The organism is Rhodococcus koreensis (assembly GCF_900105905.1).
GTDB lineage: Bacteria > Actinomycetota > Actinomycetes > Mycobacteriales > Mycobacteriaceae > Rhodococcus_F > Rhodococcus_F koreensis.
Genome location: NZ_FNSV01000005.1, coordinates 2,839,666 through 2,866,484, shown reverse-complemented (window position 1 = coordinate 2,866,484; position 26,819 = coordinate 2,839,666). Strand labels below are relative to the sequence as shown.

The following is a 26,819-nucleotide window of genomic DNA, read 5'->3' as shown; positions in this document are numbered from 1 at the left end:
ATCGTGAAACTCATCCCCTATTGGCTCGATACTGCTGAGCCCTCCGGCGACTACCGCCGGACGCCGGTGCCCGACGAGGTCGATGTCGCCGTCATCGGCGCCGGATTCACCGGGCTCTCCGCGGCCGTCGAGTTCGCCAACCAAGGAGCGAGCGTTGCTGTCCTCGAACGGCATACGGTCGGTTGGGGCGCATCCGGCCGCAACGGAGGGATGGCGACCACGGGATTGGCGATCGGCTTCAACACCGCGGTGAAGCGCTACGGGGGTACCCGTGCCGTGGAAATGTTCCGGGAGTACAACGATGCCATCGACACCATCGAAAAATTGGTGCACAACTACGGCATCGAGTGCGACTTCCAGCGGTTCGGGAAACTGTCGCTGGCCTTTCATCCCTCCCACTATGAGGGAATGCTGAAATCGCAGGAGCAGCTGGCCTCCCTGGCCGACTACGACGTGATCACCATCCCGAAGTCCGAGATTCACAGCGAAATCGGTTCCGATTTTTATCACGGAGCGATGCTCGATCCGCTGGGAGCAGGACTGCACGTCGGGAAGTTCGCGCACGGCCTGGCCGGGGCGGCCGTTGCCGCGGGCGCAGTCGTGTGTGAAAACGCCGCGGTCACCGAACTGCACAAGGTCTCGGGAACCGTGCACGATGTGCACACCACCCGCGGCGTCGTGCGAGCGAAGCAGGTGCTGGTGGCCACCAGTGGCTACACGGGCGCGGTGACGTCGTGGCTGCAGCGGCGCGTGATCCCGGTGGGCAGTTTCATCATCGTCACCGAACCGCTGCCGGACGAGGTGGTCGACCGCATCCTGCCGAACCGGCGACAGTCCTCGGACAGCAAGATGCTGACCTACTACTTCCGCATCACCCCGGACAACCGGCTGCTGTTCGGCGGCCGGGCCCGCTTCGCGCTCTCCAGCCCGGATTCGGATGTCAAGAGCGGCAAGATCCTGCGCCAGGCCATGATCGAGCTGTTCCCGTACCTGTCCAACGTCAAGGTGGACTACACCTGGGGTGGACTGGTCGATCTGTCCATGGATCAGATGGTCCACGCCGGCATCCATGACGGTGTGTTCTATTCGCTCTGCTACAGCGGTCACGGTGTCCAGATGGCGGCGCACATGGGCAAGAAGATGGTCGCCTACATGGGCGGCGACAAGACCGCGAACGTCTGGGAAGACCTGAAGAATCCCCCCGTTCCCGGGCATTTCGGGCCCCCGTGGTTCCTGCCGATCATCGGCGGCGCCGCGAAGATCATCGACCGCATCAAATAGGCAGGGTAGGCAACCTCATGCTCTCATCCACAATTGTCGTTGACGCGCGCCCGGAACCAGAGGCCCGTCGGTCAGAGACCCCGGTTCTGCCCGGAGGTGCGTTCGTCGAAGGCCAATGGCAGTCCGCTGACCTGACGCTGGACGTGCGCGATCCCCAGGATGGGACGCTGGTCGGCCGGGTGTGCACCTCGACGGCGCAGGACGTGCGGCGCGCGATCACCCACATCCACCGCCACCTGCAGATCGAGCCGTGGCCGCTGCGTTCGCGCCGGCAGGCGCTCGAGAAGGCAGCTCTGCTGCTGGGCGAGCAGTCCGCGCGGTTCGCCACCATCATCGCCGCCGAAAGCAGCAAGACCATCACCGAGGCCGAGCGTGAGGTCCGGCGCTGCATCGAAACATTGCGGCTCTCGGCTGCCGCGTCGACCGAACTGTCCGGATCCACCCTGGACTTCGAGGACAGCCTCGCCTCCGGGCACAAGATCGGTTGGTACAGCCGGAAACCGGTGGGCATCGTCGCGGCCATCACACCGTTCAACGATCCCCTGAATCTGGTCGCGCACAAGCTGGGCCCGGCCCTGATCGCCGGCAACGGGGTGGTCCTCAAGCCCTCCGAGCGGACCCCGCTGAGCGGGCTGGCCCTGGTTCAGCTGCTGCTCGAGGCGGGAGTGCCGTCGGGCCGGATCGGGGCCATCGTCAGCGGCCCCGGTGTTGCCGAGGCGCTGGTGACCGACGAGCAGATCGACCTGATCTCCTTCACCGGCGGACCCCGGACCGCCGAACGGATCGCCGCCGCCGCCGGGGCCAAGAAGATCCTCTCCGAACTCGGCGGCAACAATGCCACGATCGTCTGCGCCGACGCCGACCCGGCCGCCGCCGCCGAGGCGATCGTCGCCGGAGCCTTCGGGGTCGCCGGGCAGAACTGCCTGTCGGTTCAACGCGTGTACGTGCAGACCTCGCTCTTCGAGCGGGTCCTCGAGGAGGTCACTCGCGGCACGCAGGCGCTGCGGACGGGGCCGAAGTTCGACCGCCGCACCGACGTCGGACCACTGATTTCCGAGGACGAGGCCCGGCGCGTCGAGGACTGGGTGGACGAGGCCCTCGCCGCGGGGGCGTCGGTCCACGCGGGCGGGCAGCGGCAGGGCGCCTTCTACGAACCCACCGTCCTGACCGATGTGCCGGCGCAGTGCCGGGTGCTCCGCGACGAAGTGTTCGGCCCGGTCGTGACCCTCATCCCGTTCGTCGAGGTCTCCGACGCCGTCCACGCCGCCAACGACTCCGAGTACGGCCTCCAGGCAGGAATTTTCACACAGTCGATGGATCTGGCCTTGGCCATGGCCGAGAACCTGCACGTCGGCGCCGTGGTCATCAACGAGACCAGCGACATCCGTATCGATTCGATGCCGTTCGGCGGCTTCAAGAAGTCCGGCGTCGGCCGCGAAGGCGTGCGGTACGCCGTCCACGCGATGACCGAACCCAAGAACACCATCGTCAACCTCGGAGAATCGGGGGCACCCCGGCAACTGCTGGGCGGCCTGCCAGAGCGGACCACACCATGAGCACATACAAGATCGCGGTCATCGCCGGCGACGGCATCGGGAAAGAGGTGGTCCCGGCGGCCATCGCCTGCCTCGACCGGATCGCGGAGGTGCACTCGCTCGACCTGGAGTTCACGTACTTCGACTGGGGGTCGGAATACTACCTCCAGCACGGCCGGATGATGCCCGTCGACGGCCTCGAGCAGCTTGCCGCGCACCACGCGATCTTCCTGGGAGCGGTGGGTTCCCCCGAGGTGTCGGACGCCGAATCACTGTGGGGCCTGTTGATCCCCATCCGCCGGGAATTCCAGCAGTACATCAATCTCCGGCCGGTGAAAACCTTGGACGGTGTCACCTCACCGCTGGCGGCCAAGGACCCCATCGATCTGCTCATCGTCCGGGAAAACAACGAAGGAGAATATTCGGAGGTCGGCGGCCGAATGTACCGAGGGCTGCCGCACGAGAGCGCGGTGCAGGAAACCATCTTCACCCGACTCGGGGTTACCCGGGTCACGCGTTACGCCGCCGGTCTTGCCGCCTCCCGGCGGGGACACCTGACGTCGGCGACCAAGAGCAACGGCATCGTGCACACCATGCCGTTCTGGGATGAAGTCGTGGAGGAGACGGCTCGTCTCTATCCCGAGGTCAGCCTGACCAGCGAGCTCGTGGACGCGCTGGCGGCGCATCTGGTCCTGCGGCCCTGGACCTTCGACGTCATCGTCGCCTCCAACCTGTTCGGTGACATTCTTTCGGATCTCGGAAGCTCCGTCACCGGCTCCATCGGGTTGGCGCCCAGCGCCAACCTGAACCCGGAGGGCGACTTCCCGTCCCTGTTCGAACCGGTGCACGGGTCGGCCCCGGACATCGCCGGCAAAGGCCTGGCCAACCCGGTGGGACAGATCTGGTCGGGTGCGATGATGCTCGAACACCTCGGCCACCCCGAGGCCGCCGACCACCTGCAGGCCGCGTTCGAGTCGGCCCTGCGCGAGGGCTTCGGCACCCGCGACGTCGGTGGAACGTCGTCGACGGCCGAGTTCACGGCCGCGGTCCTGTCCGCCATCGATGCCCTCGCCGCGAACCAGGCGGACCCCACGCCATCACCGGTGTCATGACCACGGCAGCGCAGCGCACCCGGCCGGTCGTCACGGTCCTCTACCGGCAGGCCCTGCCTCCCCGGTTGGCGGAGATCGAGGACATCGCCAACGTTCGGCTGACCACAGCCGACGGTCTCGCCGAGGCCCTCGACGGCGCGGACGTGCTGTACCAGTGGCACTCGTTCTCACCGGCGCTACGCGAGAACTGGGGTGCCGCCAAGTCCGTGCAGTGGGTCCATGTCTCGGCTGCGGGGGTGAGTCAACTCCTGTTCGACGAACTGATCGGCAGCGACATCGTCTATACCAACTCCCGAGGCGTTCTGAGCCGGGCCATCGCAGAGTTCGCGCTCGGATTCGTCCTGGATATGGCCAAGGATGCGCAGACCTCTTTCCGGCTACAGCAGCAACACCGCTGGCAACACCGGGTCACCCGCAAGATCCAGGGACAGTCCGCGCTGGTGGTCGGCACCGGCTCCATCGGCCGCGAAATCGCCCGCCTCTTCCGTGCCGTGGGCATGGAGGTCAGCGGCGCCGGCCGCACCCACCGGTCCGGTGACGACGATTTCCATCAGATTCACTCCTCGAAAGACCTGACCCGGATTGTCGGTGACTACGACTACCTCATGCTGGCGGCCCCGCTGACCGCCGAGACCAGGGGTTTGGTCAGCGCCGACGTGCTCGCTGCGATGTCACCGACCGCACGCCTGATCAACGTCGGGCGCGGGGAACTCGTCGACACCACAGCCCTGACGGACGCATTGGCGTCCGGCTCGATTGCCGGCGCCGCCCTCGACGTCGTGGATCCCGAACCTCTGCCTGACGGACACATCCTGTGGGGCATGGATAACGTCATCATCACTCCGCACATGAGCGGCGACACCCAGGACTATCTAGACGATCTCGGCCAACTCTTCGTCGACAATTTGCGGCGGTTCTGCCACGGCGAACCACTGGAGAATGTCGTGGACAAGGCGCTCGGATTCGTCACAGCGTCCTGATCTTGAACGTTGCTACACCCCAAACACACCCGAACCACCACGCGAGAACCGAGAGCCATGGCACAGATGACCGCACCGTCCCTGCTGGAAGCGAATAAAGGCAGGATCGAGACAGACTTCATGGGTGCCCGGGAAGTCCCGGCCGCCGCCTACTGGGGAATCCAGACGCTGCGCGCGGTAGAGAACTTCGCGATCACCGGTACGCAGATCTCGTCGTATCCGCTGCTCGTCACCGCGCTCGCGCAGATCAAGCACGCCGCAGTACTGACCAACTTCGATCTGGGCCTGATCGATCAGGTGAAGAAGGACGCCATCGGGCAGGCCTGCCGGGACATCGAACAAGGTCGCCTGCTGGATCAGTTCGTGGTCGATGTCATCCAGGGTGGCGCCGGCACCTCGACGAACATGAATGCCAACGAGGTCATCGCCAACCGTGCGCTGGAGATTCTCGGGTTCGACAAGGGTGAGTACTCCAGGATTCACCCCAACGGCGACGTGAATATGGGCCAGTCGACCAACGACGTCTATCCCACCGCGATTCGGATCGCGACCATCCAGGGCACCCAACAGTTGTTGTCGGCGATGGGTCATCTTCGCCTGGCCTTAGCGCGCAAGGCAATCGAGTTCGACGATGTTGTGAAGGTCGGAAGGACCCAACTGCAGGATGCCGTGCCCATGACCCTCGGCCAGGAGTTCAGCACCTACGCGGTGATGGTCGACGAGGACGAACGCCGGATCCGCGAAGCCCTGGTGCACCTGCACGAGATCAACCTGGGCGCGACCGCCATCGGCACCGGCCTCAACACCCATCCCGACTACGCCGCCCAAGCGTGCACCCACCTGCAGCGACTCACCGGGCTGCCGCTGGTGACGGCCGGCAACCTGGTCGAGGCCACCCAGGACTGCGGGGCCTTCGTGCTGTTCTCGGGGATGCTCAAACGAGTCGCGGTGAAGCTGTCGAAGATCTGCAACGACCTGCGGCTGCTGTCCTCCGGACCCCGGGCCGGCTTCGCCGAAATCAACCTCCCCCCACGACAGGCGGGATCGAGCATCATGCCTGGAAAGGTCAACCCGGTCATACCGGAAGTGGTCAACCAGGTGGCCTTCGAAGTCATCGGCTACGACCTCACCGTCACCATGGCGGCCGAGGCCGGACAGTTGCAGCTCAATGCCTTCGAACCGATCATTGCGCGCTCCTTGTTCGCCAGCCTGGCCTCGCTCACCGCGGCCTGCACCGGCCTGGCCGACCACTGCATCGACGGGATCACCGCGAACAAGGAATTCCTGCGCTCCCAGGTCGAATCCAGCATCGGAGTGGTGACCGTCCTCAACCCGTTGATCGGTTACGACGCAGCAACTTCCATCGCGCGCCAAGCGCTGGTCGACGGTCGCAGCGTCACCTCTCTGGTGCTCGAGCGCGGCCTGCTCACGGCCGCCGAGCTCGACGAGATCCTGCGCCCCGAGCGCCTGGCCAATCCACAAGCCCGCGCCACGGAACCACCGCCTACTGCGGTGGCGGTGCCGCGTCCTGACTCTCTGCCCCCCGAAACTGTTCAGGACCGGCATCGCTCCTGAATGCACACCGTGCCGGTGGGCGGGTGCCTACCCCCGCTCGCCGGCGCTTTCACCCCGCGTCCCGATGACGGTGCACAGCCAGTGCAACTCGCACGACACCCAACTCGGGACGTCCGCGGAGGCGCTAGTCATAACAACCCTGCGGCCTGGCTCGTGAGCCGATCAACCTGGCTTGCCCGGCACTCGACCGCAAACCCGCACTTCCGAACAGAGAAACCAATGGTTACATCCAACAAGGGGGCACGCCTGGGGGGAAGCCCGGATCAACCGGGCCGCACGGTACCGAGCGGCTTCGATCCGGTGGAGTCGGATATCCGGCACTACAGTCGACGGCGCAAGCAACGACGACAGGACGCCGAACGTCGACGTGTGAAACAGCTCAGCAAACAGGCAAAAGAAGTAGAGGACATCCTCGCGTTCGCCCGCATCTGGGCGCCATTCGGTGGTGTCCCGGAGGACGAGACCTTCATCAAATTTGGCATGCACCCATGGCGGTTCATCGAAAGACTCTGGCACATTCTCAGCGAGATACCATGTGACAGAGCTGAAATGGACCAACTGCTGCAGGCCTTCCCGTCGACTGCGGTGGCGGTGACAGGTCCCGATTCCGACGCTCCCACGACTTCTGACAGTCACATGCTGCCGGGCGGCACGCCGTGATTCCCGCCGCCGAACACCGGAGAACAGGCATGCAGGTCGCACAGCCCTACACCAGTGATGACATCCTCGATTTCGCCATCCTCTGGGCGCCGATCGGCGGACCGAGCGCGGAGCAGATTCGCGTGAAGTTCAGTCTCGCCGTGGAGGAATACCGTCGACGGCTCTGCGACATCGCGCAATCGCACCGCAGAACTCGAGCCGAGAGGGGCAGAAGGGCGTTACCGGACCGGGTGTACGCGACGTCCGTCCTCGAGAGCTTGTTGAGCGAGAACGCGACGTAGTACGACCTGCGGCTGCCCTGCCTGCTGTCACAGTGTGCACGGTGGGTGCCTACCGGCGCCCGGCGGCCTTCCATCCCGGGCGAGTAGTTCCGTCGGTACGACCGCGATCAGATCGTGTGCACTACCTCGGCCCGGACCAACCTGGTGAGGAAGTCCGCGGGTACCTCCGTCCATTCGGGGTGCCAGTGCCCGTTCTGCTGATCTGTGTGCAGGCCCGTGAGCGTGGCTGCCACGTATGGTCCGCCGTCGAGGAGGTAGCGGAACGATCCGAGGTGGGCGCACTGGGCGGCAATCGGCGCCAGCACCGTCTTGGCCTCGTCGGTCCGCCCGGCCGCGGCCAGGCAGGAAACCAGCAGCCGCCTTGCCCGCAGCAGCGCCTGCGGCCGGTGCCGTTCGGCCAGCCGATCGACCCATTCCTGTGCCCACCGGCAGGCGAGGTCCACTTTTCCCGGGTCCTGTTCGGCGAGCAGTGTTCGGATCGTCGACGCCTCCTCGTGCTGGACGGTGATCTCGTCGATCGCGTCGATGGGGCGTCGACGAGTGTCGTAGGACACCATCGGCACTGCGCCGAAATCCGGATGCGGAGGTAGACCCAACCGGATCCGCTCGTTCTCGGCCAGTGCGCGCAGACGCGTCAGCGACAACGTCTGCGCGATTTCCGCACCCTCGTGGAGCCGGCGGATCGCGGTGTCCCGGTCACCCAGCAGCGCCTTGACGCGGGCCCCGGACACGTATCGTGCGATCTTGAAATCGACCGGTCCGCCTTCGGGTCCGAGCTTGTACCCCTCGTCCAGGAGCCGTTCGGCTTCGTCGAGCTCCCCGCGGTCGTAGAGCGACTCGCCGAGCAGCGAACTCGCCAGTCGGGCGGTGTACGAGTGACTTCCACCGGACTGTTTTGCCAGCTTCAAGGCCTTGCGGAAGCACTCCTCGGCCGCGCGAAGGTCGAGCAGCAGTCGGTCCGCCAGCCCGGTGAAGCACAACCCGTGAATGGGATTGAACGAATCCCGGCCGCGTTCGAAATAGATCGATGCCCAGTCCTGCAGGCGGCTGACCTCGTCGAGGTCGCACCGGTAGGCGGCGGCAAAGGTGGCCAGGTTGGCTGCCTTGCCGATCACGAAGGGGCGGACGGTGTCCGCTCGGGCCAGGCACGGCGCAACGTGTTCGTCGATGCCCTCGAGGTGGTCGGCGCGCAGCGCCATCAGGGCTCGCACGACGTCCGCCTCGGCGCGCACGTCGGCGATCTCATCTGGACTGAGACCGGAATCCTCGACTGTGGATTCCACCAGTGTCAGCGCCTGGCTGGTGGCTTCGGCGCGGTGCAACAGGATGTTCGCCCAGGCCAGTGCGAGTTGCAGGCGCGGATGGGTCTGCACGATCGTCGGCGGCAATTTGCCGACCCAGCCGATCAGGGTCGACATCTGTGAATGCGCGAACATGTAGAGGCCGTCGTTCTCGATTATCTCGACCGCCCGCTGCTCGTCGCCGGCGGCGAGCGCATGATCGATTGCGTCACTGACCAATCGATGCTCGGCGAACCACCCCGAGGCGATGCGGTGCAGCCCTGCCACCCGATCCGGCTGATTCCGCTCCAACCGGTTCCGGAGGAACTCCGCGAACAGGTGGTGGTAGCCGAACCACTGTTCGTCGATGCGGTTCAGGAACAGATCGCGCTCTTCGACCTCCTCGAGCATCTCCAGTCCGTGAGACACCCCGGACAGCGCGGCCGCGAGATCCCCGCAGATGCGGTCGGGAATCGAGGTGGCCATCAGGAAGTCGAGCATCGACGGTTCCAGTGTGTCGAGCACGTTCTCGGCGAGAAACTCACTGATCGCGTGGTGGCCACCGGTCATGGAACTGATCAACTGGGACGGGTCGTCGCAACCCCTTAGCGACAACGACGCGAGTTGCAACGCCGCCACCCAGCCGTCGGTGGAGGTGGTGAGGTCCTCGACATCACTGTGTTCGAGTGCCAACCCGCGCAACCCGACCAGGAAGTGCTCCGACTCGTCGGTATCGAATCGCATTGCTGTGGAATCGATTTCGACGAGTTCGTCCTGCATCCGCATGCGGCTCATCGACAACCCGCTTTGGCTGCGACTGGTGACCACGACCTTCAGCGTGGGGCACAAATTGTCCAGTAAGTAGCGCAGCGCCTTGATCGTGGGCTTCGCACTGACCACGTGCCAGTCGTCGATGACCAGCATCATCGGTTCGCCGCTCTGGTGGATCTCGTTGATCAGCGAGGTGAGCACGTACCGCTCGGACTCGTCCCCACGCTCCTCGAGCACGTCGTTCAATTCGGTGGCCAGCGCGGGATTGACGGCACGAATGGCTTCGATCAGATGGGACAGGAACCAGACGAGGTTGTTGTCGTCGTTGTCGACGGTCAGCCACGCGACGGCGACGCCTTCGGCAGTCAGCACCTCGCACCACTGCGCGGCGAGAGTGCTCTTGCCGAATCCGGTGGGTCCGTGGATCACGGTCAGCTTCCGGGACCGCCCGGCGCGCAGTGTTTCGATCAACCGGTCCCGTCGCACCAGCGCCCGGGCCGGCGAGGGCGGGCGGAATCTGGTGGCCGGGGCCGGCGGGGTCAGCGACCGCGGCGGGTAGTGGCGCCGCAGCGACCCGGTGGTGGACCCGGAGACACTGTGCCCTTCCGGGGCCGGAAGGGGAACCGGTATGTCGTCGACCGCAATGCCGTGCCGGCGCTGTACCGCGCGCAGCAGTTCGCCGAACTCTGCCGCCGTCGCCGGGCGGTCCCGCGGGTCGCGGGACATCGCTTGCTCGATCACCTCGCCGACGTCGGTCGGCAGACCCGAATCGTGCAGGTCCGGCATGGGATGCTTGGTGATCCGAAGGAATTGGACGACCGCCTGCTCGCCCTTGCGGCGCTCATAGAGAGCATGCCCGGTACCGGCGCAGAACAGGGTCGCCGCCAGGCTGTACACGTCCGAGGTCGCGGCTGATGGTTGACCTTGCAGAACCTCGGGGGCGGTATAGGCAGGGGACCCTGTGATCGCCCCGCTGGTGGTTTCGAAGCCGCCGCTGATCCGGGCGATGCCGAAGTCGGTGAGCTGCGGCTCGCCGTACTCGGTGAGCAGGATGTTCGCGGGCTTGACGTCGCGGTGCAGGGTCCCGCGCTGGTGCGCGGTCTCCAGGGCACCGGCCATCTTCACACCCACATGCAGGACGTCCCGCCAGTCGATGGGGCCGCTGTTCTGGATCTTGGCGTCCAGGGAACCGTGCGGGTGGTACTGCATCACGATGTACGGCCGCCCGCCCGCGGTCGCGCCGACCTGAAAGATACTCACGATGTGCGGATGTCCGGAGAGTTTCCCCATCGCGACTTGCTCACGGACGAATCGCGCGAGATTGTCCGGATCGAGGTTCGCGGTCAGGACCTTCACCGCCACTGTTCGATCCAGTGCGCGCTGCACACAGCGGTACACGACGCCGAAGCCGCCGCGTCCGATCTCCTGCGGACCTTCGAACCCTGCGGCTGTCAGCTCCGCCGGTATACCCGCGTGTAGATCACGCTGTGTCGATAGCGGGTCGCCGTGAACCATCCGATCGCCTCGGTACACATATCGGGGCACGGCTGCCCGCCGTGACCATGATCCGAGCATAGTCCGAACGAATGCGGGTCGGAGCGGGCCAGACCCGCCGGTCGCCGTCAGTTCGGTGAAGTACATTCCCGCCTACCTGTGCCTCCGCCTGCTGCGCAGCTACTTCACCCTCGACTCTGAGCCTGCTCTACCCGCCGATGCACCCACGGATCCCCACCCGGATGCTGCGCTACAAGTCGGCGTGGCTCCGCCGACCGCATCCGGCCGCCGAGACCCCGACCGGTGACCATCATGCGCAGTGACAGCCCGGTCGAGACCGACATCGTGCGCCGCGACAGCCAGTTCGCAGGCAACGTGGTGGCCGTCGACTCGGTCCCGTTCCACCGTGCCCCTGTTGAAAGGTGCATGGCGATCGATCGATATTCCTATGTCTTCGAGTCGAATTGCGTCATGGTTTTCCGGTAGTCGACACGGTGTGATGGGAGTCCCCATATCGAAGGAGACTTCTGTGAGGTTCGAATCTTTCCGGCAAGACCTTGATCATGTCCGGTGGCTGTCGCGGGATCGGTCCAGCTATCGCGCCTCGCGGCGTCCGAGACGGGGCCAATATCGCATTGCTGGCAAAGACACGCTTGATCCTCGGGAGGATTTCGGTCGGATCATCGAGCGTTCGTGGGGTGAATGACTGAGACACCGAACCGGACCAGGTGGGCGCCGACGAGTAAGCGCCGGTCGCGTGCGCCGACGCACCGCGCCTGTCGTTGCGATCGGTGATGTGGCGTCGTGGGAGAACGCTGTGCGGCTTGACCTGTGGATATAGGCAGAACCGTATGGTCCGGAGCCGTTGGATCTCGGGGTTCGTGGCCCGCAGAACCAGCCGGTGATCGGCCAGCCGAGCTTGCGAGCCAGGAGATCCGAGACGGCGTACCCCTCCTCGAGGGTGCGCGGTCGACACGCGATCGGCAGCTCCGGCAGTACCCGGTTGTCGAGGCGTGCCTCGTAGAGAAGGCCGGATGCCAGCTCCAACTCGGTGAGCCGATCGTGGTGAATGGACTGCGTTGTGTGAACCTGCCTGTCGGATGGGGACCTTCGCCGCATAGTGGGCTCGGCGGTGCGCTTGGTCGGTGCGTGTGCTGCACGCACGGCCCACTGTGCTTCTGACATCCCTGACACAAAGGCCGCTGCATCCGCTGCGATATGGGATGTTCCGTCCTGGTCGGTGTTGATTGTGGATGAACAATCCTGGTGCCGCTGACGACGAGATCTTCGCGGGCAGAGGACTGGGTGTCGCGGGCCAAAGGAGTCACGTCCTGGTGGCGCACCCCGTCCGACATCCTCGACGGCCGAACCCCGTTGCAGGAGCTCGAGGACGGCGATCTGACCGAGGTCGCCGTCGACAACAGTGATCAGCGTGGCCAAGCAGGGATGGTAGGAGAGTGGGGCTCCTGCAACGGCAATCCGGTCCGGTCCTCCGGCACCGTTATCAACAGCGTGGACTCCGGTTGTGCCGCGGCCGCGGCGCAACCGACGGCGCGTGTCGATCCGATCATCGCGTTGCACGATGTGGCCGGTAGCCCGGGCCCGGATGCGGCGGAGACGACCAAGCATCCTCGTGGGGCGATCCTGGAGGAAGGGGCGGTATCGCCGACGGTGCCCGGCCGCCGTTGCGGTTATTTCGTTTGATGCGTATATTTCGTTTAGGAGGTGTGTGATGTCCGCAGCACATGAGCAGCCGACCGTTGTCGAACAGGAGCAGGCCCGCCAGGCACTGCAGTTGCTTCGTGATGTCGATCCGGCGGGGGAGACCCTCGATGTGACCGTGGCCGGAACTTCGGAGTCGGTGCATCTTCCTCGTGCAGCGCTCGATCTGATCCGTGAGGTCTTGGCGAATATGGCTGCCGGGCAGGGGGTCACCGTCGTCCCGGCGCACGCGGAGCTGACGACCCAGCAGGCCGCGCAGATGCTCAATGTCTCGCGGCCGCATGTGATCAAGCTCCTCGACGAGGGGAACATCGAGTACCGGATGGTCGGCCGCCATCGCCGGATCCTGGCATCCTCTCTGCTTGCCTACCAGCGGACGCAGCTGGGGACCTCGCGTGCCGCCGCGGACGAGTTGGCGGCCCTGACGGAAGACCTCGGGCTGTACTGACGTGACCTTCACCGTGCTGTACGACGCGAATGTGCTGTACCCAAATGTTTTACGCGACGTGCTGATCCGGCTCGCGCAGACCGGCCTGGTACATGCCCGGTGGACGGATCGCATCCTCGACGAGACATTCGAGAACTTGGCGGAGGATCGCCCGGACATCCCGGCAGCGACGTTGACGAAGCTGCGGGAGCTGATGAACCGGGCAGTACCGGACTGTCTGGTCACCGGCTACGAGGCACTTATCCCCGCACTCACGCTGCCGGATGAGGACGACCGGCATGTGCTGGCCGCGGCGATCCGCGCCGGCGCCCAGATCATCGTCACAGCAAACCTGCGGGACTTCCCCGACTCGGATCTGGCGCAGTTCGGCGTCGAGGCCAAGCATCCGGACGAGTTCGTGATGGATCTGTTCCACCTCGACGGGGTACGGGTCCATCAGGCGATCAGTGCGACTGCCGCGGCCTGGCGCAATCCACCCGGGACCCCGGCTGATGTGTGTGACCGCCTTGCGGCGGCGGGGCTTCCTATTTCCGCGGCCGCGCTCCGTCGCTGAGCAAGGTAGGGAACCGCGCGTAACTCTGCATAGTGTGGTTTGTCGTCTGAGGTCACCTGCGGTTGGCGGACGGCCAGGAGGAGGTGATCAGTGCCGGTTTCTTCGTGCCCGAGCAGGGCCGCCTGGCGCATGCTGCCCCCGACCACCTTCTTCGTCTTCGGGGTGAAGGATGGTGGTGGATGGAATGGTTGGTTGGGTTGTGGATGGTGGAGCCGATGACGGGAATCGAACCCGCGTATTCAGCTTGGGAAGCTGATGTTCTGCCATTGAACTACATCGGCGCGCACGATATTGGGCGCCCGTAGGCAGGCCCAACACCTTGCGGCGGCAACATTATCAGATGGTGATCCGGACTACGCGGGCACACGCGCGGAGTGTCATACGAGGGGTTTGCCGGTCCGCAGTCTGCGTCGGAGGTCGCGCATGAGCAGGATGTAGGGGAGTTCGCGGATGGTGACGGGGATGCGTCGGCTGATGGCGCCGATGGTGCTCATGGTCCGGTCGAAGCGTCGCTGATCCTTGGCGGTCCAGGTGAGGTGCATCTGGTCGCGGAAGAGTGGTGGCAGGAAGCCGGTGGTGAAGAACAGGTTGAGCCGGCCGAAGAGTCGGGACACGACGGCGGGCATGAATTCGACCTTGGCGACGGAGACCAGGTATTCGCGGATGGTGTCGTCGATCGACACGTCGGCGAGGGCTTTGTTCCAGTACTCCTCGAAGGCGGCGCGGGTGTCGGGCCACATCTCCTTCGGCACCTGCAGGGTGGTGCCGAAGGTGGCTCCCTGCTGGTAGAAGTATTCGCTCTCGGTGGCGGTGAGTTCGCCGTGCATGGAGCGGTGGACGTCCTCGAATCCGCGGTAGATGCAGGCGGCGACCCACAGTTGCAGTTCGGGGTCGAACGCGTCGTACTGCACGGGGCTGTCTGGCCCCGACTGCACCTTGGCGTGGACGCGGTTGACGCCGTTGCGGAACGCTTCTTTCTCCTCGTCGGTGCCGCGCGCCGCCACGACGAGGTAGGTGAGGGTGGTCCGCGTTCGTTTGATCGGGTGCCGGAAGATCTGTCCGCTTTCGACGCGGCTTTCCACGACGCCGTATCCGACGGCGGGGTGGGAGAGCTGCATGATCACGTTTGCTGCGCCGGCGAGCAGGCCGGCGCCGTCCATGACCAGTTCGAGTCGGTCCGGCACCTCGAGAGATGTCGACATGTGCACTCCTGTCGCAAGCGGTGAATTACCTATCTGAATACGACCGTACTCACATATATGTGGCGAGTCCAGAGGCAAGTGCGAAGATGTTTCCATGGCAATCGCGTCGGACAGGGTGTACGGCGGCCAAGAGGGTGACCAGCGTCGATCGGATCGACGCAGCCAGCTCATCGAGGCCGGACTCGACCTGCTCGGCAGCGCGGACGGCGACCACGCCCTGACCGTGCGCGGAGTCTGCAAGCAGGCCGGGCTCGCCACCCGTTACTTCTACGAGAGCTTCCCCGACCGCGACGCGCTGACCGTCGCCGTCTACGACCACGTCGTGGAACGCATCGCAACGAGCACCCTGGACGCCGTGACGAACGCCGGGCCGGGGGAGCGGGAGATCGTCCGCGCCGGGGTCCGCAACATCGTGCGGGAGGTTGCCGAGGATCCGCGGCACGGCCGGCTGATGTTCTCGGTGGCGCAGTCGAGCGCGGTGCTGGCCCAGCGTCGCCTCGACAGCTCGCGACTGTTCGCGGGCCTGGTCACGAAGCAGACGGTCGGGTACTACGAGGTGGCCGAGAGCCCGCGCCTCGACCTCGCCGCGCACTTCATGGTCGGCGGCCTCGCCCAGACCCTGACGGCATGGCTGAACGGGACCGTGACGCTCCCCGAGGAGGAGCTGGTGGATACCTGCACCGAACTGCTGCTCTCGATGGCCATCCACACCCGTTAACCTCTACCTGTGCTCCTCTCCGATCGCGATCTCCGTACCGCAATTTCCACTGGACGTCTGGGCATCGACCCGTTCGACGATTCGATGGTCCAGCCCTCAAGCGTGGATGTGCGCCTCGACAGCCTGTTCCGGGTGTTCAACAACACCCGCTACACGCACATCGACCCAGCTCAGCGGCAGGACGAGCTGACCACGCTGGTCGAGCCGGCGGAGGGGGAGCCGTTCGTTCTGCACCCCGGCGAGTTCGTCCTCGGTTCCACGCTGGAAGTGTGCTCGCTGCCCGACGACCTGGCGGGACGCCTCGAGGGCAAGTCCTCGCTCGGCCGCCTCGGACTGCTCACGCACTCGACCGCCGGGTTCATCGACCCGGGTTTCAACGGGCACATCACGCTGGAACTCTCCAATGTCGCGAACCTGCCCATCACCCTGTGGCCGGGGATGAAGATCGGCCAGCTGTGCCTGCTGCGACTGTCGAGCGCGGCGGAGCACCCGTACGGCAGCTCGGCCGTCGGCTCCAAGTACCAGGGCCAGCGCGGCCCGACGCCGTCGAAGGCCTACCTCAACTTCGCGCAACGCTGAGCGTCGGCGGCCCGCCGAAAAACTGCAAACCGAGTGGTCCGCTACTCGTGTGTATTGCGGCGAGGAAGAGAAGACTGGGATTCGAAGCCGCCCTCTCCTGGGCGTTCGATCCCGGAGGCCGCCATGAAAGACGTCGTCGTGTTGTTGCCCGGTATCGGCGGGTCGGTCCTCGCGCGTGACGGCAAAGACGTGTGGGCACCGACACCGGGCGTCGCGCTGGCGAGCGTGCTCTCGCTGGGCAGAAATATCAAAACACTGAAACTCGACGGCGACGACCCGGACGTCGACGACCTCGGCGACGGCGTCGTGGCCACCCGGCTGGTACCGGACTTCCACTTCGTTCCCGGGCTGGACTGGAAGATCGACGGCTATACGAAGTTCCGCGACGACTTGGTCCGCCGATTCGGGGCCGTTCCCGGCGACAACTATTTCGAACTGCCCTACGACTGGCGGCGCGACAACCGGGTGGCGGCCCGCACGCTGGCCCGGCGATCCCACGACTGGCTGGCGCGGTGGCGCGAGAAGTCGGGCAACACGGACGCCAAGCTCGTGCTGGTGTGCCACTCCATGGGCGGAATCGTCGCCCGACTGTTCCTCGAACTGCTGGACGGGTGGCGCGACACCCGCACCCTGGTCACGTTCGGCACCCCGTACTCGGGTTCGGTCAACGCGCTCGACTTCCTCGTCAACGGATTCCGCAAGGGCTGGGGTCCGTTCACCGTGGACCTCGGTGCGCTGATCGGGTCGTTCACGTCCGCCTACCAGTTGCTGCCGTCGTATCGGTGCATGGCGGGTGACGACGGGTCGTGGCGCGCACTCGACGACACGGCGCTCGACTGGTCGGGCACGGGACTCGACGCCGGCCGGATGGGCGCGGCGGTGCGCCTGCACCGGGGCCTGCGCGACGCCGTCGACGCGCGGCTGAAGTCGGAACCCCAGGGCTACGACATCCGTCCGGTGATCGGCGACTTCCAGCCCACCAAATGGGCCGCCCGGCTCGCCGGGTCGAAGGTCGAGACGATGACCGTCCGCGGGCCCGGCGAGAGCGGCGGCGACGGCACCGTGCCGAAGCTGTCGGCCACCCCGCACGAGCTCATGACGGGATGGAAGAACGCGGCGTTCTTCAGCCAGCGGCACGGATCCCTGCAGAACGACGACCCGGTGCTCGACCATGTGGGCGGGATCCTGACCACCGCAGTTCTCGCGCCCCCGAACGTGTTTCCGGCGGTGAACGAATCGGTGGCGCTGGAGGTCGACGACGTCACGACCACCGAGCCGCTGGTGATCCGCGCACGAACCGGTGCCGGGGGCGCTCGACTGGTCGCGTCGGTCGAGCCCGTCGCAGGCGGTCCGGGCAGGCGGCACCCGTTGTCGCCGGCCGTCGACGGCTGGCAGCAGGCAGTCCTCGACGGATTATCCGCCCAGGATTACCGGATCACCGTGCGCGCGCCCGGGGTGCACCCGGTCACCGACGTCGCGAGTGTGGTCGACCTCGACGAGATCGCCCGGTCCGTGGACGCCTAGGAGCGCGGAAACATGAGACCCGCAACCGGTTTCGAGGAACTGGAGATCAGCGTCCTCCGGGCGGGCGACCACGTCTGGCTGTCGGCGCAGTCCTGGATGGGGTCGGTGTTCGCGGTGCGGCGAGAGATCCCGGAATGGAAACTGCCGAACGACGTCACGGGAAAGACGATCGACGCGCCGTCCGGATGGCTGACCGACACCGTCCGGCACGCGCGCACCGACGCCGCGGCCCACGCGCTCGACGTCGGGAAAGTGCTGACGGACCTGGTGTTCGGGATCCCCGACATCGAAACGCTGTTGCAGCAGAGCCGGGGAATCGCCGGGAGGGCGGGAACTCAGCTCCTCGTGCGGATCCTCGCCGCGCCGCAGGAAGTGTGCGCCTGGCCGTGGGAGTTGCTGCTGGATCCGCAACGCCCCGACCAGTTCCTCGCCATGGCACGCGACGTCCACGTGGTGCGGTCCGGACGGTCGCGCACGTACCCGATCCGGCATACGCCGATCGAGCCGCCGCTCAATCTCCTGCTGGTGATGTCGAGTCCGCTGCGGGAGGGCCCGGAGGATTCCGAGGCCCCGTTCGACCTGTACGCCGAGAAACGCAGCCTGCTGTCGGAACTGCGGCCCCTGGTCGACCGTGGTCTGCTCCGGGTGGTGGTCGAGGACCGTCCGTCCGTCGAACGTCTTCGCAGTCGAATGGGCATGCAGAGACGAGGGTTTCACCTCTTCCACTATCTCGGGCACGCCAATCCGGACGGTCTGAAGGTGGAGCGGCGCAACGGCCGCGGGATGCTGCTGCCGAGCCAGGAGTTCGCGTTGCTGTTGCAGCAGCTGCCGGACCTCCGGCTGGCGGTGTTCGCGGGGTGCGAGACGGCCCGCGCGCCGGACGGGGCCACCGACGACGACCCGTGGCCGGGGCCGCTGTCCTCGGCCGACATCTGTGTGCGTGATGCGTGCCCGATGGTGATCGGCATGCAGGCGGTGCTGCCGTTCCGGACGGAGCGACTGCTGACGCGCTTCTTCTACGAGGCGCTGACCGCCGGCCAGCCCGTCGCGGAGGCGTTGCGGCTGGCGCGGCTCGCGATCAACGGCGACGAGAACAGCGGCGACCCCCTGCTCGACTGGGCGGTGCCCTGCCTGTTCGTCGGCGGGAGCGAGCCCGGCGCGATCATCGACCCGGACGCGAAAGCGCGGCCGGAACCCTCGCCCCGGCGGATCTCGCGGCGGATCGGGATCCGCCAGGGCGAACTCCGCTTCATCTCCCGCCTAGCGGAACTGCGCGAGGGGGTGGACGTGCTGTCCGGGCGGACGTCCGCCCGGTTGCTGCACGTGGTCGGGATGCCCTCCACCGGAAAGACCGCCCTCCTGGACCGCGTGCTCGAGGAGCTCGAACCGCAGATCGCGCATCTGTTCGTCAGCGCGAAACGGCTGCTCGCGAAACCCGACCCGCTCCGCGAACTGTCCCGGATCGTCGCCGAGCTGATGGACGACGCCGGGGTCCGCACCGCCCGGCCCGGCAGGCTCAGCGCCGGTGACTGGTGGGAGCGGCTACTCGACGACCTCACCGAAGTCCCCACCGCGATCGTCGTCGACGACGGCGACCTGCTTGTCGGCGACGCCCCCGGCGCCTCGGACCTCCTCGACGCCTTGGTCCTGTTGACAGAGCGTCGGGGCGACGCGCGGCTCGCCGTGGCGACCACTGGGGAACTCGCCGGACTGACCGAGTCGCTCCGCGCCGCGGAAGTGCGCACGATCCGCCTCGACGCCCTGTCCTGGCCCGAAGTGTGGCAATGGATCCGGCGCAATCTGCCCACGCTGACGCGTTACCCGGAGCAGGATCTCTCCCGGCTCTACACCGACGTGCGGCACCTGGAACTGTGGGAGCAGCTGGCGGATCTCGCCGCCCAGGACGGCACCTTCGAACCGCGGGACCTGCCGCTGCTCGTCCGGCAACTCGGTGTCGGTGCCGCGAAGCCGGCGCTGCCGGTGTCGAACGGGTCCGACTTCTTCGGCGCCGGCTCCGGGGCACCCGAGGCCGAGGCGGCAGCCGCGGCGCCGGTGCGGCACGCACTGCGGTTGGCGGTGGCGGGACCGTTCACCGCCGGGCGGCGTGAGGAGATCGCGGTGGCCGTCACACAATGCGCCATCCGGCACGACGTTCCGGGCCGGGTGGTGTCCGGCGAGATGGGGCAGGGCGAATCGGCGCTGGCCGAACTCCTGCCCCAGGAGCTGGCCTTCGCAAACGGTGTCCCGTCCGAGCGCGACGTCTGCCGGTGGATGGAGGACGCCGGCCTCGCCGACGCGAACATCCTGGTGTTCGACTACGGCAACGCGGTCCCGTCCGACGCGCAGAACGCCGTCATCGCGCGCCTGGTCGGCGACGGCCGACTCGTGATCGTCTCGGGTGACCACTCCGACGAACCGGCGTATCCCGCGTGGAGTGCGGACGCGTTCGCCGTCGGTGCCGTCGAGGACGACGGCACCCTCACCCACGAAACCCCGTACTTCCCCGACGCGGGCAAACCCGACGTCTACGCGCCGCGGACGATCACCGGGACGACGTGCGAGCGGCTCGTCGACCGGCCGGAGATGGAGGGCACGACCTTCGCCGCGCTGTACGTGGCCGTCGCGGCGATGCTGGTCTGGGCGACCGACCGCGACCTGGCCGCGCGGGACGTCCGGGCGCTGCTGGTCGAGACGGCGACACCGATACCGACGGCACGGGGTGACACCGCGAAGCAACTCGACGTCGAAGCGGCACTGGACAGCGCGCGGCGGGAGGTCGTCGTCGCAGCACTCGGATCGGACGCACTCGAACTCGGGCAGTTGCTCGCGGAAATCCCGATCCGCCCGGAACTGGCGGTTCCGCTGCTCGACGCCCTGGTGGCCGACGGCAACCGCATTCGGCGGGTCGTCCGGAACGGCGTCGAACAGTACGAACGCGCCGGCGCCGCGGTCGGACCGAGAAACGAGTAGTCGGCTACGCATGACCGGTCCGCCCGCGGCGCGAAGGCTGGCAGGCACAGCACCGAGCCGCCGCCTACGTGAGGACCGAGTCATGACCATCGTCGACAACATCGGAGACGGGCAGTCGCAGCGCGCGACGCCTGCGGGAACGTTCGAGGCGGAACGGCAACGACAACACGATGCGGCAGAACTGCGTGCGCGGGAACGGGCACCCCAGCGCGGCGAGCACGTGGAGGCGCTCAACGGTCCCGGCGGGGTTGCCGCGGCGGATACGCCCGAACGGATCGCGAAGCGGGTGGACCGGCTCGGTCGCTACTATGGCGAGGACGGCTGGGCGTCGGACACCCTCCCGGATCGGATTCTCGAGAAGATCGTGGGCACAGCAGATTTCGTCGGCGCCCGCTACCTCGATGCCGGCGTCGCCGCCGCCCGGTCCATCGGACGGGTGAATATCCGCGACGCACGGGGAACCCTGCAGGGCTACGGCACCGGTTTCCTCGTCTCACCTGCCCTGCTGCTGACCAACCACCACGTGCTGCCGGATGCCGACATCGCCCGCAGCAGCGTGATCGAGTTCGACTACCAGGACGGCGTCGACGGAAAACCGCGGCCCGTGCAGATGTTTCCGCTGGATCCGGGGCGGTTCTACCTCGCCGACCGGGAACGTGATTTCGCGCTGGTCGCGGTCGGGGCCGAGCCCGGGACGCTCGCGCAGTTCGGTTTCAGCCCGTTGATCCAGGCGGAGGGCAAGGCCGTGATCGGCGAGTTCGTGACCATCGTGCAGCATCCCCGCGGCGAGAAGAAGCAGATCGCGCTGCGGGAGAACCGCATCGTCGACATTCCCGAACGGTTCCTGCACTACTCGGCCGACACCGAACCCGGATCGTCGGGTTCACCGGTGTTCAACGACCAGTGGGAGGTGGTCGCCCTGCACCACGCGAGTGTGCGTGCGCCGCAGCACACCGAGTTCGGTGGAGTCCTCAACGAAGGGGTGCGGATCAGCCGCATACTCGAATACGTGCGTGCGCAGAACCTGACCCCGCAGTGGCGGGACCTCGTCGACGAGATCCTCGGCGCCGAGCGGACGGTGCCGGCGGTCCGCCCGGAGTTCGAACAGGCACGGGAGGTGACCGTCCGGGTTCCCCTGGAGATCACGTTGCGCCTCGGATCCGTCGAGTCACCGGCCGCCGCGCCGGAAGCGATCTCGGTCGATCCGAACTACGGCACCCGGGGTGGGTACGACGAGAGCTTCCTGCGGGTGCCGCTACCACTCCCGCGGCCCGAGGTGCCTGCGGTGGCGTCACCGGAGTTGAAATATCACCACTTCAGCGTCGTGATGCACCGCGAGCGGGCACTGGCACTGTTCACCGCCGTGAACATCGACGGGCGGCAGTCGCAGAGCCCCCGGCGCGACAGCGACAGATGGATTCTCGACCCCCGGCTTCCCGCCGATCAGCAGACGGGGGAGGACGTGTACCGCGACAATCCGCTCGACCGGGGGCACCTCGTGCGGCGTCTCGACCCGGCCTGGGGCCCGCTGGCCAAAGCGGCGAACGACGACACGTTCCACTTCACCAATTGCACTCCGCAACACCACAGTTTCAACGCGGGACAGACGCTGTGGCTGGGCCTCGAGGACTACGTCCTGAAGAACGCGGACAACGCCGATCTCGCCGTCACCGTCGTGACCGGGCCCGTTCTCGCACCGGACGACCCGAAGTATCGCGGTGTGGCGCTGCCACGGCAGTTCTGGAAGACGGTCGCCATGGTGAAGCAGGACGGCAGCCTCTCGGTCACCGGATACCTGCTCAGCCAGGCCGCCCTGCTCGACGAGTTCGCCGAGGGGGAGGAGGCGTTCTCCTACGGCGCGTACCGCACGTTCCAGGTACCCGTCCGGCGGATCGCACAGTTGACCGGTCTGGGCCTGGACCCCTACATCGCGGCCGACCCGCTCGAACGAATCGAGGCGAGCAGCCTGCCCCGCGAACTGATCCGCCCTCAGGACCTGATCCTCTGAAACCGGAAGGGAACCCGACGTCATGAGCACCAACGAATCAGCGGCCGATCTGCCGACCCGCCGCACGTGCGGGGCGATGGACGTGCACCGCCGGCTGCTGACCGAGTCGGAGTCGTATCGCATCGCCCGATCGGAGATCGAGAACCAGAGCATCGAACTGGAGCCGTTGCAGTCGATCGCCGCCCGCGGACCGGTCCGGATTCCGGTCGTCGTGCACGTGGTGTCGACGACAGCGGCGCAGAACATTTCCGACGCGCAGGTCGAGAGCCAGATCATGGTGCTCAACAAGGACTTCCGCGCCACCAACGACGACATCGACACCGTTCCGCCCGTCTTCGAGCAGCTGATCGGCGACGCCGGCATCGAATTCTTCCTCGCCGACACCGGCCCGGACGGGCGGCCGTCGAACGGAATCACCCGCACCACAACCGAAGTCGACTCGTTCGACCAGAACGACGGTGTGAAGTCCGCGGAGACCGGTGGCGCCGACCCGTGGCCGACGCAGAGATACCTCAACATCTGGGTCTGCGCCCTCGGCGGTGGCCTGCTCGGCTATGCGCAGTTCCCCGGCGGCCCCGTCGCCACCGACGGCGTTGTGATCACGTACACCGCGTTCGGCACGACGGGCACCGCGCGGGCCCCGTTCAACCTCGGCCGCACCGCGACCCACGAGATCGGGCACTACCTCAACCTCTTCCATATCTGGGGCGACGACGGCACCGGGTGCCGGGGCTCCGACGAGGTCGCCGACACCCCCAATCAGGGCGGGCAGAACGTCGGGATGCCACGCTTCCCGCACATCAGTTGCGGGAACGGCCCCCATGGCGACCTGTTCATGGATTACATGGACTACACGGACGACGCGGGGATGGTGATGTTCACCAAGGGGCAGGGCGTCCGGATGGGCGCGTGCCTGGACGGCGTCCGGAAGGCGTTGTGGACCGGACGGGCAGCGAGTCCGGCCGTCTCCGCACTGGTGGCCCCGGGCGCGGCGGGACGCTGGCGGCATTCCTTCGAGGAGGACCACGACGGTGTCCGCGTGTACCGGCCCGCCGGATTCGACTTCCCGCGGGCGCGGGGGCGGGGCGGTATCGAATTCCGGCCGGACGGCTCGTTCGTCGACTGGGCGATCGGCCGGGGCGACGCCGACGAACCACGGGAGGGAACGTGGGTGCCCGCGGACGACGACGGGCGGCTCGAGGTGACCACGGCGGCGGGCGACACGCGCACCGTTCGGGTGGTCCGGCTCGACGAGGACCGCCTCGAATTGGACGTCGGGGACGTAGCGGCCGGAGGTACCTGCGGAGATATACTTCTCTGACCTGGTATTCACACTCAGTGACGCGGTTCCGCCGTACTCGGGGAGACGGATTGGCGCGCCCCGAAAGGAATTCCGATGTCTACTCGAAAAGTGCTGGGTCGGCTGGGAGCAGTGCTCGCCGTCGCGGGCGCATTGTCGTTCGCTGTGCCCGGCGCCGCCTCCGCCGCGCCGTTCGTCCCCGGCTCGATGTCGACGTGCGCCCCCGGAGCCTGGCTCACGTTCAACGCGGAACGCGTCGGACCCGACCGGATCCGGTACACCACCGCAGCGCCGTTCGCGCAGTGGAACGGCGCCGTCGTGCAGTTCACGAACCTCACCACCGGATTCCGGGGTGTCGCGTTCGTCAACGACCCCGTACCGGCCGCCGTCGGGTTCGGGCCGGTGCTGAGTGAGATCGCCGGGCTGTTGCCGTGCTTCGTCAGCGCGGGCGTCACCATGTCGTAGCCGCGCTCAACTGGGGTCGGAGCCGCGGACCGCCGCCAACCACACGGCGACGGCCGCGGCCACACACGTCGCGCCGGCGAACGCGGGAAGCCCGCCGCCCGCGACGTACACCCACAAGGCCCCGGCGAACGGCGCCGCCACCGCGAACTGAGCGTCGAGGACGAGCCTGCGGGCCGGCCGGACCGCGACCCGGGCGCGTACCGGACCGTCCGGATCCGGACGCGACGGGTTGTCGATCAACCGGCCGGGCGGCTCCGAACGACGCGCTCGACCCGAGGGGAGCAGGCGACGGCCCTCCCACACCACCAGGGTGCGACGGCCCGCGTCGTGCACCGTCGCCGCGGTCGGCGTCGGCAGGGTGACCAGAGCGGCATCGAAGAACACCGGAATCCACAGCGACCCCGGTTCCTCACGTACCTCGATCCAGGACCTGCTGGTCAGTCGGTGTTGCTGGCGAACCCGGCGCACCGTGGCCGGCCGTCCCGGCTCCGACCCCGCGCGGGTGGCCGCGAACCACGTGTAGCCGGTGACCCCGAGCACCGCCGCCGCCACGACGACCAGTGCGCTGAACTGATCGGCGTCGGCGACCACGGCGAACACGCCGCACACCAGCAGTGCGCCCCCGGCGACGGCCACCGGGTAGTGCACGGCCGCGAACCCGCTAATTCAGGAAGCCGATCTTGGTGTAGTCGTAGGACGCGAGGCCGGCGGCACCGAAGTTCGCCAGGTTGTCGCGCACCGCGACGTTGCCCGGCGCCTGCATCAGCGGCAGCGAGAACCCCTCCTCGAACACCGCGGTGTCGACTTCGTTGGCCAGTTCGATCGCCTTCTGCGGGTCGAGTTCCGAGATCGTCCGCTCGATCAGCGCGTTCAGTTCGGGCGAACCGATCCGGCCGTAATTGCCCTGCAGGTCGTCGGGGTTGTACGCGTAGATCTGCGGCAGACCGCTGAGCGGGAACGGATCACCCACCCAGGAGAATTGGGCGAGGTCGAAGTCGCCGGGCTGAATGACGTCGGTGAAGAACCCGGTGCCGCCCCGGGTGTCGATGTTCAGCTTGGCGCCGATCTGCGCGAGGTTCTGCTGAACGATCTGCGCGATCTGGACCCAGGTGGTCGACTGGTACATCACGTCGCGGATCTCGAGCCGGCGCCCGTCCTTCTCCCGGAACTCGCCGTTCAGTTTCCAGCCGAGCTCGTCGAGCCGCCGCGCGGCCTCCTCGGGGTCGTAGGCGACGGCCGCACTGTTGTCCTGGTAGCCCTCCTGACCGCTGAGGTAGACGTGGTTGTTCAGCGGCTGGGGGTCGTCGACCAGACCGTTCTGAATCGCGGTCGCGATGCCCTGCCGGTCGATGCCCTTGGACAGCGCCACCCGCAATTCCGGATCGGCGAGGATCGATCCGTCCGCGCCGTTGAACGTGATGTGCGAGAACTGGGTTCCCGGCGCCCGGCGGATCGCGATGCCGTCCGATCCCTCCGCCGTCTTCACCTCGTCGATCGTGCCCAGCCCGGACGCGTCGATCTCGTTGTTCTGCAGCGCGGGAATTCGCGCGGAGTCGTCGAGCACGCTGTACGTGATGGTGTCGAGTTTCGGGGTGTTGCCCCACCACACGGGGTTGCGACCCAACGTGATCCGGTTCTGCGCCCGGTCGATCGACGCGATCCGGAACGGTCCCGACGTCAGCGAGATCCCGTCGCGCAGGCTCGTGTTGAACGCCTCGGGGGTCGCGGTGGCCGACTTCGGGTAGAGCATCGAATTGCCCGCGAACTGGCCCCGCCACTCGGCGTACGGCTCGGCGAACGTGATCACCGCCTGACGGTCGTCGACGCCGCGCTCGACCCGGTCCACCCGCTCGAATCCGGACGTGTTCGCGATCAGGAATTCCCTGTTCTTCCCGCTGAGCGCCGCGGCCTGGGACTGGATGTCCTCCCACGTGATCGGGGTGCCGTCGGACCACACCGCCTTCGGGTCGATCGTGTACGTGACCTGCTGCGGGTCGGTGCCGGTGAGCGCGACGTCGACGAAGTAGTCGTGGTTCACCGACAGCGCCCCCGAGGCGTCGGTGCCGAACGCGCGGGGCATCATCGGCTTCAGCATGCCGCCGATCTCGGAGTCGTTGCCGTCGTTGGACAGCGTGTTGAAGTTCGGGGGGAAACCCGACAACGCCAACCGCAGGTTTCCGCCGTCGCGCAGTTCGCTGGGGTCGTGCGGGTTGATGTCGTTGGTGGTGCCGATCGACCCGGATCCGGTCCCGGTGCCGCCGGTGTCCGAGCCCCCGCAGCCGGCGAGAACGAGGCCGATGGCCAGGAACGATACCGCGAGGCGGGTGCGCGCCGAACGAATCCTCATGGAGGTGCCCTTCC

22 protein-coding genes, 1 tRNA gene and 1 pseudogene are annotated in these 26,819 nt (G+C 66.9%); 19 read left to right on the top strand and 5 right to left on the bottom strand.

Going from position 1 to position 26,819, the window contains the following annotated elements:
- Window positions 1–3: 3 nt before the first annotated feature.
- From BLV94_RS17780 to BLV94_RS17750, 7 genes are all read left to right on the top strand, one after another.
- A complete protein-coding gene (locus BLV94_RS17780; protein WP_072937546.1) occupies window positions 4–1,281 on the top strand; it encodes an NAD(P)/FAD-dependent oxidoreductase in 1,278 nt (425 codons plus the stop codon).
- Between the two features lie 17 nt (window positions 1,282–1,298).
- Complete coding sequence (locus BLV94_RS17775) at window positions 1,299–2,837, top strand: aldehyde dehydrogenase family protein (RefSeq protein WP_072937545.1); 1,539 nt, start codon at window positions 1,299–1,301, stop codon at window positions 2,835–2,837.
- The gene (locus BLV94_RS17770; RefSeq protein ID WP_072937544.1) at window positions 2,834–3,928 is read left to right on the top strand and encodes a tartrate dehydrogenase; all 1,095 of its coding nucleotides are present in this window, start codon (window positions 2,834–2,836) and stop codon (window positions 3,926–3,928) included. The genes BLV94_RS17775 and BLV94_RS17770 overlap by 4 nt, the downstream gene beginning before the upstream one ends.
- Window positions 3,925–4,908 (top strand): D-2-hydroxyacid dehydrogenase, encoded by a 984-nt coding sequence (locus BLV94_RS17765; protein WP_072937543.1) that lies wholly within the window; start codon window positions 3,925–3,927, stop codon window positions 4,906–4,908. Before BLV94_RS17770 ends, BLV94_RS17765 begins: the two co-directional genes overlap by 4 nt.
- A gap of 57 nt (window positions 4,909–4,965) precedes the next feature.
- A complete protein-coding gene (gene aspA / locus BLV94_RS17760; RefSeq protein ID WP_072937542.1) occupies window positions 4,966–6,483 on the top strand; it encodes an aspartate ammonia-lyase in 1,518 nt (505 codons plus the stop codon).
- Between the two features lie 219 nt (window positions 6,484–6,702).
- Window positions 6,703–7,143 carry a hypothetical protein gene (locus BLV94_RS47945; RefSeq protein ID WP_174705446.1) on the top strand — a complete coding sequence of 147 codons (441 nt, stop codon included), beginning with the start codon at window positions 6,703–6,705 and terminating at the stop codon, window positions 7,141–7,143.
- A 29-nt stretch (window positions 7,144–7,172) separates the two neighbouring features.
- A complete protein-coding gene (locus tag BLV94_RS17750; RefSeq protein ID WP_072937540.1) occupies window positions 7,173–7,424 on the top strand; it encodes a hypothetical protein in 252 nt (83 codons plus the stop codon).
- Window positions 7,425–7,531: 107 nt separating this feature from the next.
- On the opposite strand, the gene BLV94_RS17745 is transcribed toward BLV94_RS17750, so the two are convergent.
- On the bottom strand, window positions 7,532–10,990 hold the full coding sequence (locus BLV94_RS17745) for a serine/threonine-protein kinase (RefSeq protein ID WP_072937539.1): 3,459 nt from the start codon (window positions 10,988–10,990) through the stop codon (window positions 7,532–7,534).
- 282 nt (window positions 10,991–11,272) lie between these two features.
- On the opposite strand from BLV94_RS17745, the gene BLV94_RS17740 reads away from it, so the two are divergent.
- The 5 genes and pseudogenes from BLV94_RS17740 (at window position 11,273) to BLV94_RS17725 (ending at window position 13,692) form a co-directional block, all read left to right on the top strand.
- Window positions 11,273–11,455, top strand: coding sequence for a hypothetical protein (locus BLV94_RS17740; RefSeq protein WP_072937538.1), 183 nt, complete (start codon window positions 11,273–11,275; stop codon window positions 11,453–11,455).
- Window positions 11,456–11,532: 77 nt separating this feature from the next.
- Window positions 11,533–11,619 (top strand): annotated as a pseudogene (locus BLV94_RS48755) (SDR family oxidoreductase); the annotation flags it as partial.
- A gap of 616 nt (window positions 11,620–12,235) precedes the next feature.
- On the top strand, window positions 12,236–12,673 hold the full coding sequence (locus BLV94_RS48750) for a hypothetical protein (protein ID WP_143051401.1): 438 nt from the start codon (window positions 12,236–12,238) through the stop codon (window positions 12,671–12,673).
- Between the two features lie 28 nt (window positions 12,674–12,701).
- Window positions 12,702–13,139 (top strand): helix-turn-helix domain-containing protein, encoded by a 438-nt coding sequence (locus BLV94_RS17730; protein WP_072937537.1) that lies wholly within the window; start codon window positions 12,702–12,704, stop codon window positions 13,137–13,139.
- A 1-nt stretch (window position 13,140) separates the two neighbouring features.
- Window positions 13,141–13,692: a PIN domain-containing protein gene (locus BLV94_RS17725; RefSeq protein ID WP_072937536.1), complete on the top strand. Its 552-nt coding sequence runs from the start codon at window positions 13,141–13,143 to the stop codon at window positions 13,690–13,692.
- Window positions 13,693–13,899: 207 nt separating this feature from the next.
- Here the strand turns inward: BLV94_RS17725 and BLV94_RS17715 are convergent.
- Window positions 13,900–13,973 (bottom strand) — tRNA-Gly (locus tag BLV94_RS17715).
- Window positions 13,974–14,069: 96 nt separating this feature from the next.
- Window positions 14,070–14,894, bottom strand: coding sequence for an oxygenase MpaB family protein (locus BLV94_RS17710; protein WP_072937535.1), 825 nt, complete (start codon window positions 14,892–14,894; stop codon window positions 14,070–14,072).
- A 94-nt stretch (window positions 14,895–14,988) separates the two neighbouring features.
- Here BLV94_RS17710 and BLV94_RS17705 point away from each other — a divergent pair, with 94 nt between their 5' ends.
- The 7 genes from BLV94_RS17705 (at window position 14,989) to BLV94_RS17675 (ending at window position 24,458) form a co-directional block, all read left to right on the top strand.
- Entirely contained in the window at window positions 14,989–15,612 is a 624-nt protein-coding gene (locus BLV94_RS17705) for a TetR/AcrR family transcriptional regulator (protein WP_083395595.1), read from the top strand.
- A 9-nt stretch (window positions 15,613–15,621) separates the two neighbouring features.
- Window positions 15,622–16,191, top strand: coding sequence for a dCTP deaminase (gene dcd, locus BLV94_RS17700; protein ID WP_072937534.1), 570 nt, complete (start codon window positions 15,622–15,624; stop codon window positions 16,189–16,191).
- Window positions 16,192–16,314: 123 nt separating this feature from the next.
- The gene (locus BLV94_RS17695) at window positions 16,315–17,715 is read left to right on the top strand and encodes an alpha/beta hydrolase (protein ID WP_072937533.1); all 1,401 of its coding nucleotides are present in this window, start codon (window positions 16,315–16,317) and stop codon (window positions 17,713–17,715) included.
- A gap of 12 nt (window positions 17,716–17,727) precedes the next feature.
- Window positions 17,728–20,685 (top strand): CHAT domain-containing protein, encoded by a 2,958-nt coding sequence (locus tag BLV94_RS17690; protein ID WP_072937532.1) that lies wholly within the window; start codon window positions 17,728–17,730, stop codon window positions 20,683–20,685.
- 82 nt (window positions 20,686–20,767) lie between these two features.
- Entirely contained in the window at window positions 20,768–22,693 is a 1,926-nt protein-coding gene (locus tag BLV94_RS17685) for a DNA/RNA non-specific endonuclease (protein ID WP_072937531.1), read from the top strand.
- 22 nt (window positions 22,694–22,715) lie between these two features.
- Window positions 22,716–24,014 carry a zinc metalloprotease gene (locus BLV94_RS17680; protein ID WP_072937530.1) on the top strand — a complete coding sequence of 433 codons (1,299 nt, stop codon included), beginning with the start codon at window positions 22,716–22,718 and terminating at the stop codon, window positions 24,012–24,014.
- Window positions 24,015–24,089: 75 nt separating this feature from the next.
- Window positions 24,090–24,458, top strand: coding sequence for a hypothetical protein (locus BLV94_RS17675; RefSeq protein ID WP_072937529.1), 369 nt, complete (start codon window positions 24,090–24,092; stop codon window positions 24,456–24,458).
- Window positions 24,459–24,464: 6 nt separating this feature from the next.
- Here BLV94_RS17675 and BLV94_RS17670 read toward each other — a convergent pair whose 3' ends face one another.
- Complete coding sequence (locus BLV94_RS17670) at window positions 24,465–25,070, bottom strand: hypothetical protein (RefSeq protein WP_072937604.1); 606 nt, start codon at window positions 25,068–25,070, stop codon at window positions 24,465–24,467.
- Between the two features lie 49 nt (window positions 25,071–25,119).
- Complete coding sequence (locus BLV94_RS17665) at window positions 25,120–26,805, bottom strand: ABC transporter family substrate-binding protein (protein WP_072937528.1); 1,686 nt, start codon at window positions 26,803–26,805, stop codon at window positions 25,120–25,122.
- Window positions 26,806–26,819: the final 14 nt, after the last annotated feature.

Bases quoted from the DNA above. Each gene is read 5' to 3' on its own strand.
- BLV94_RS17775 (WP_072937545.1), top strand. From the start codon at position 1,299: ATGCTCTCATCCACAATTGTCGTTGACGCGCGCCCGGAACCAGAGGCC.
- BLV94_RS17770 (WP_072937544.1), top strand. From the start codon at position 2,834: ATGAGCACATACAAGATCGCGGTCATCGCCGGCGACGGCATCGGGAAA.
- BLV94_RS17765 (WP_072937543.1), top strand. From the start codon at position 3,925: ATGACCACGGCAGCGCAGCGCACCCGGCCGGTCGTCACGGTCCTCTAC.
- aspA (WP_072937542.1), top strand. From the start codon at position 4,966: ATGGCACAGATGACCGCACCGTCCCTGCTGGAAGCGAATAAAGGCAGG.
- BLV94_RS47945 (WP_174705446.1), top strand. From the start codon at position 6,703: ATGGTTACATCCAACAAGGGGGCACGCCTGGGGGGAAGCCCGGATCAA.
- BLV94_RS17750 (WP_072937540.1), top strand. From the start codon at position 7,173: ATGCAGGTCGCACAGCCCTACACCAGTGATGACATCCTCGATTTCGCC.
- BLV94_RS17745 (WP_072937539.1), bottom strand. From the start codon at position 10,990: ATGGTTCACGGCGACCCGCTATCGACACAGCGTGATCTACACGCGGGT.
- BLV94_RS17730 (WP_072937537.1), top strand. From the start codon at position 12,702: ATGTCCGCAGCACATGAGCAGCCGACCGTTGTCGAACAGGAGCAGGCC.
- BLV94_RS17710 (WP_072937535.1), bottom strand. From the start codon at position 14,894: ATGTCGACATCTCTCGAGGTGCCGGACCGACTCGAACTGGTCATGGAC.
- BLV94_RS17705 (WP_083395595.1), top strand. From the start codon at position 14,989: ATGGCAATCGCGTCGGACAGGGTGTACGGCGGCCAAGAGGGTGACCAG.
- BLV94_RS17695 (WP_072937533.1), top strand. From the start codon at position 16,315: ATGAAAGACGTCGTCGTGTTGTTGCCCGGTATCGGCGGGTCGGTCCTC.
- BLV94_RS17690 (WP_072937532.1), top strand. From the start codon at position 17,728: ATGAGACCCGCAACCGGTTTCGAGGAACTGGAGATCAGCGTCCTCCGG.
- BLV94_RS17685 (WP_072937531.1), top strand. From the start codon at position 20,768: ATGACCATCGTCGACAACATCGGAGACGGGCAGTCGCAGCGCGCGACG.
- BLV94_RS17680 (WP_072937530.1), top strand. From the start codon at position 22,716: ATGAGCACCAACGAATCAGCGGCCGATCTGCCGACCCGCCGCACGTGC.
- BLV94_RS17675 (WP_072937529.1), top strand. From the start codon at position 24,090: ATGTCTACTCGAAAAGTGCTGGGTCGGCTGGGAGCAGTGCTCGCCGTC.
- BLV94_RS17665 (WP_072937528.1), bottom strand. From the start codon at position 26,805: ATGAGGATTCGTTCGGCGCGCACCCGCCTCGCGGTATCGTTCCTGGCC.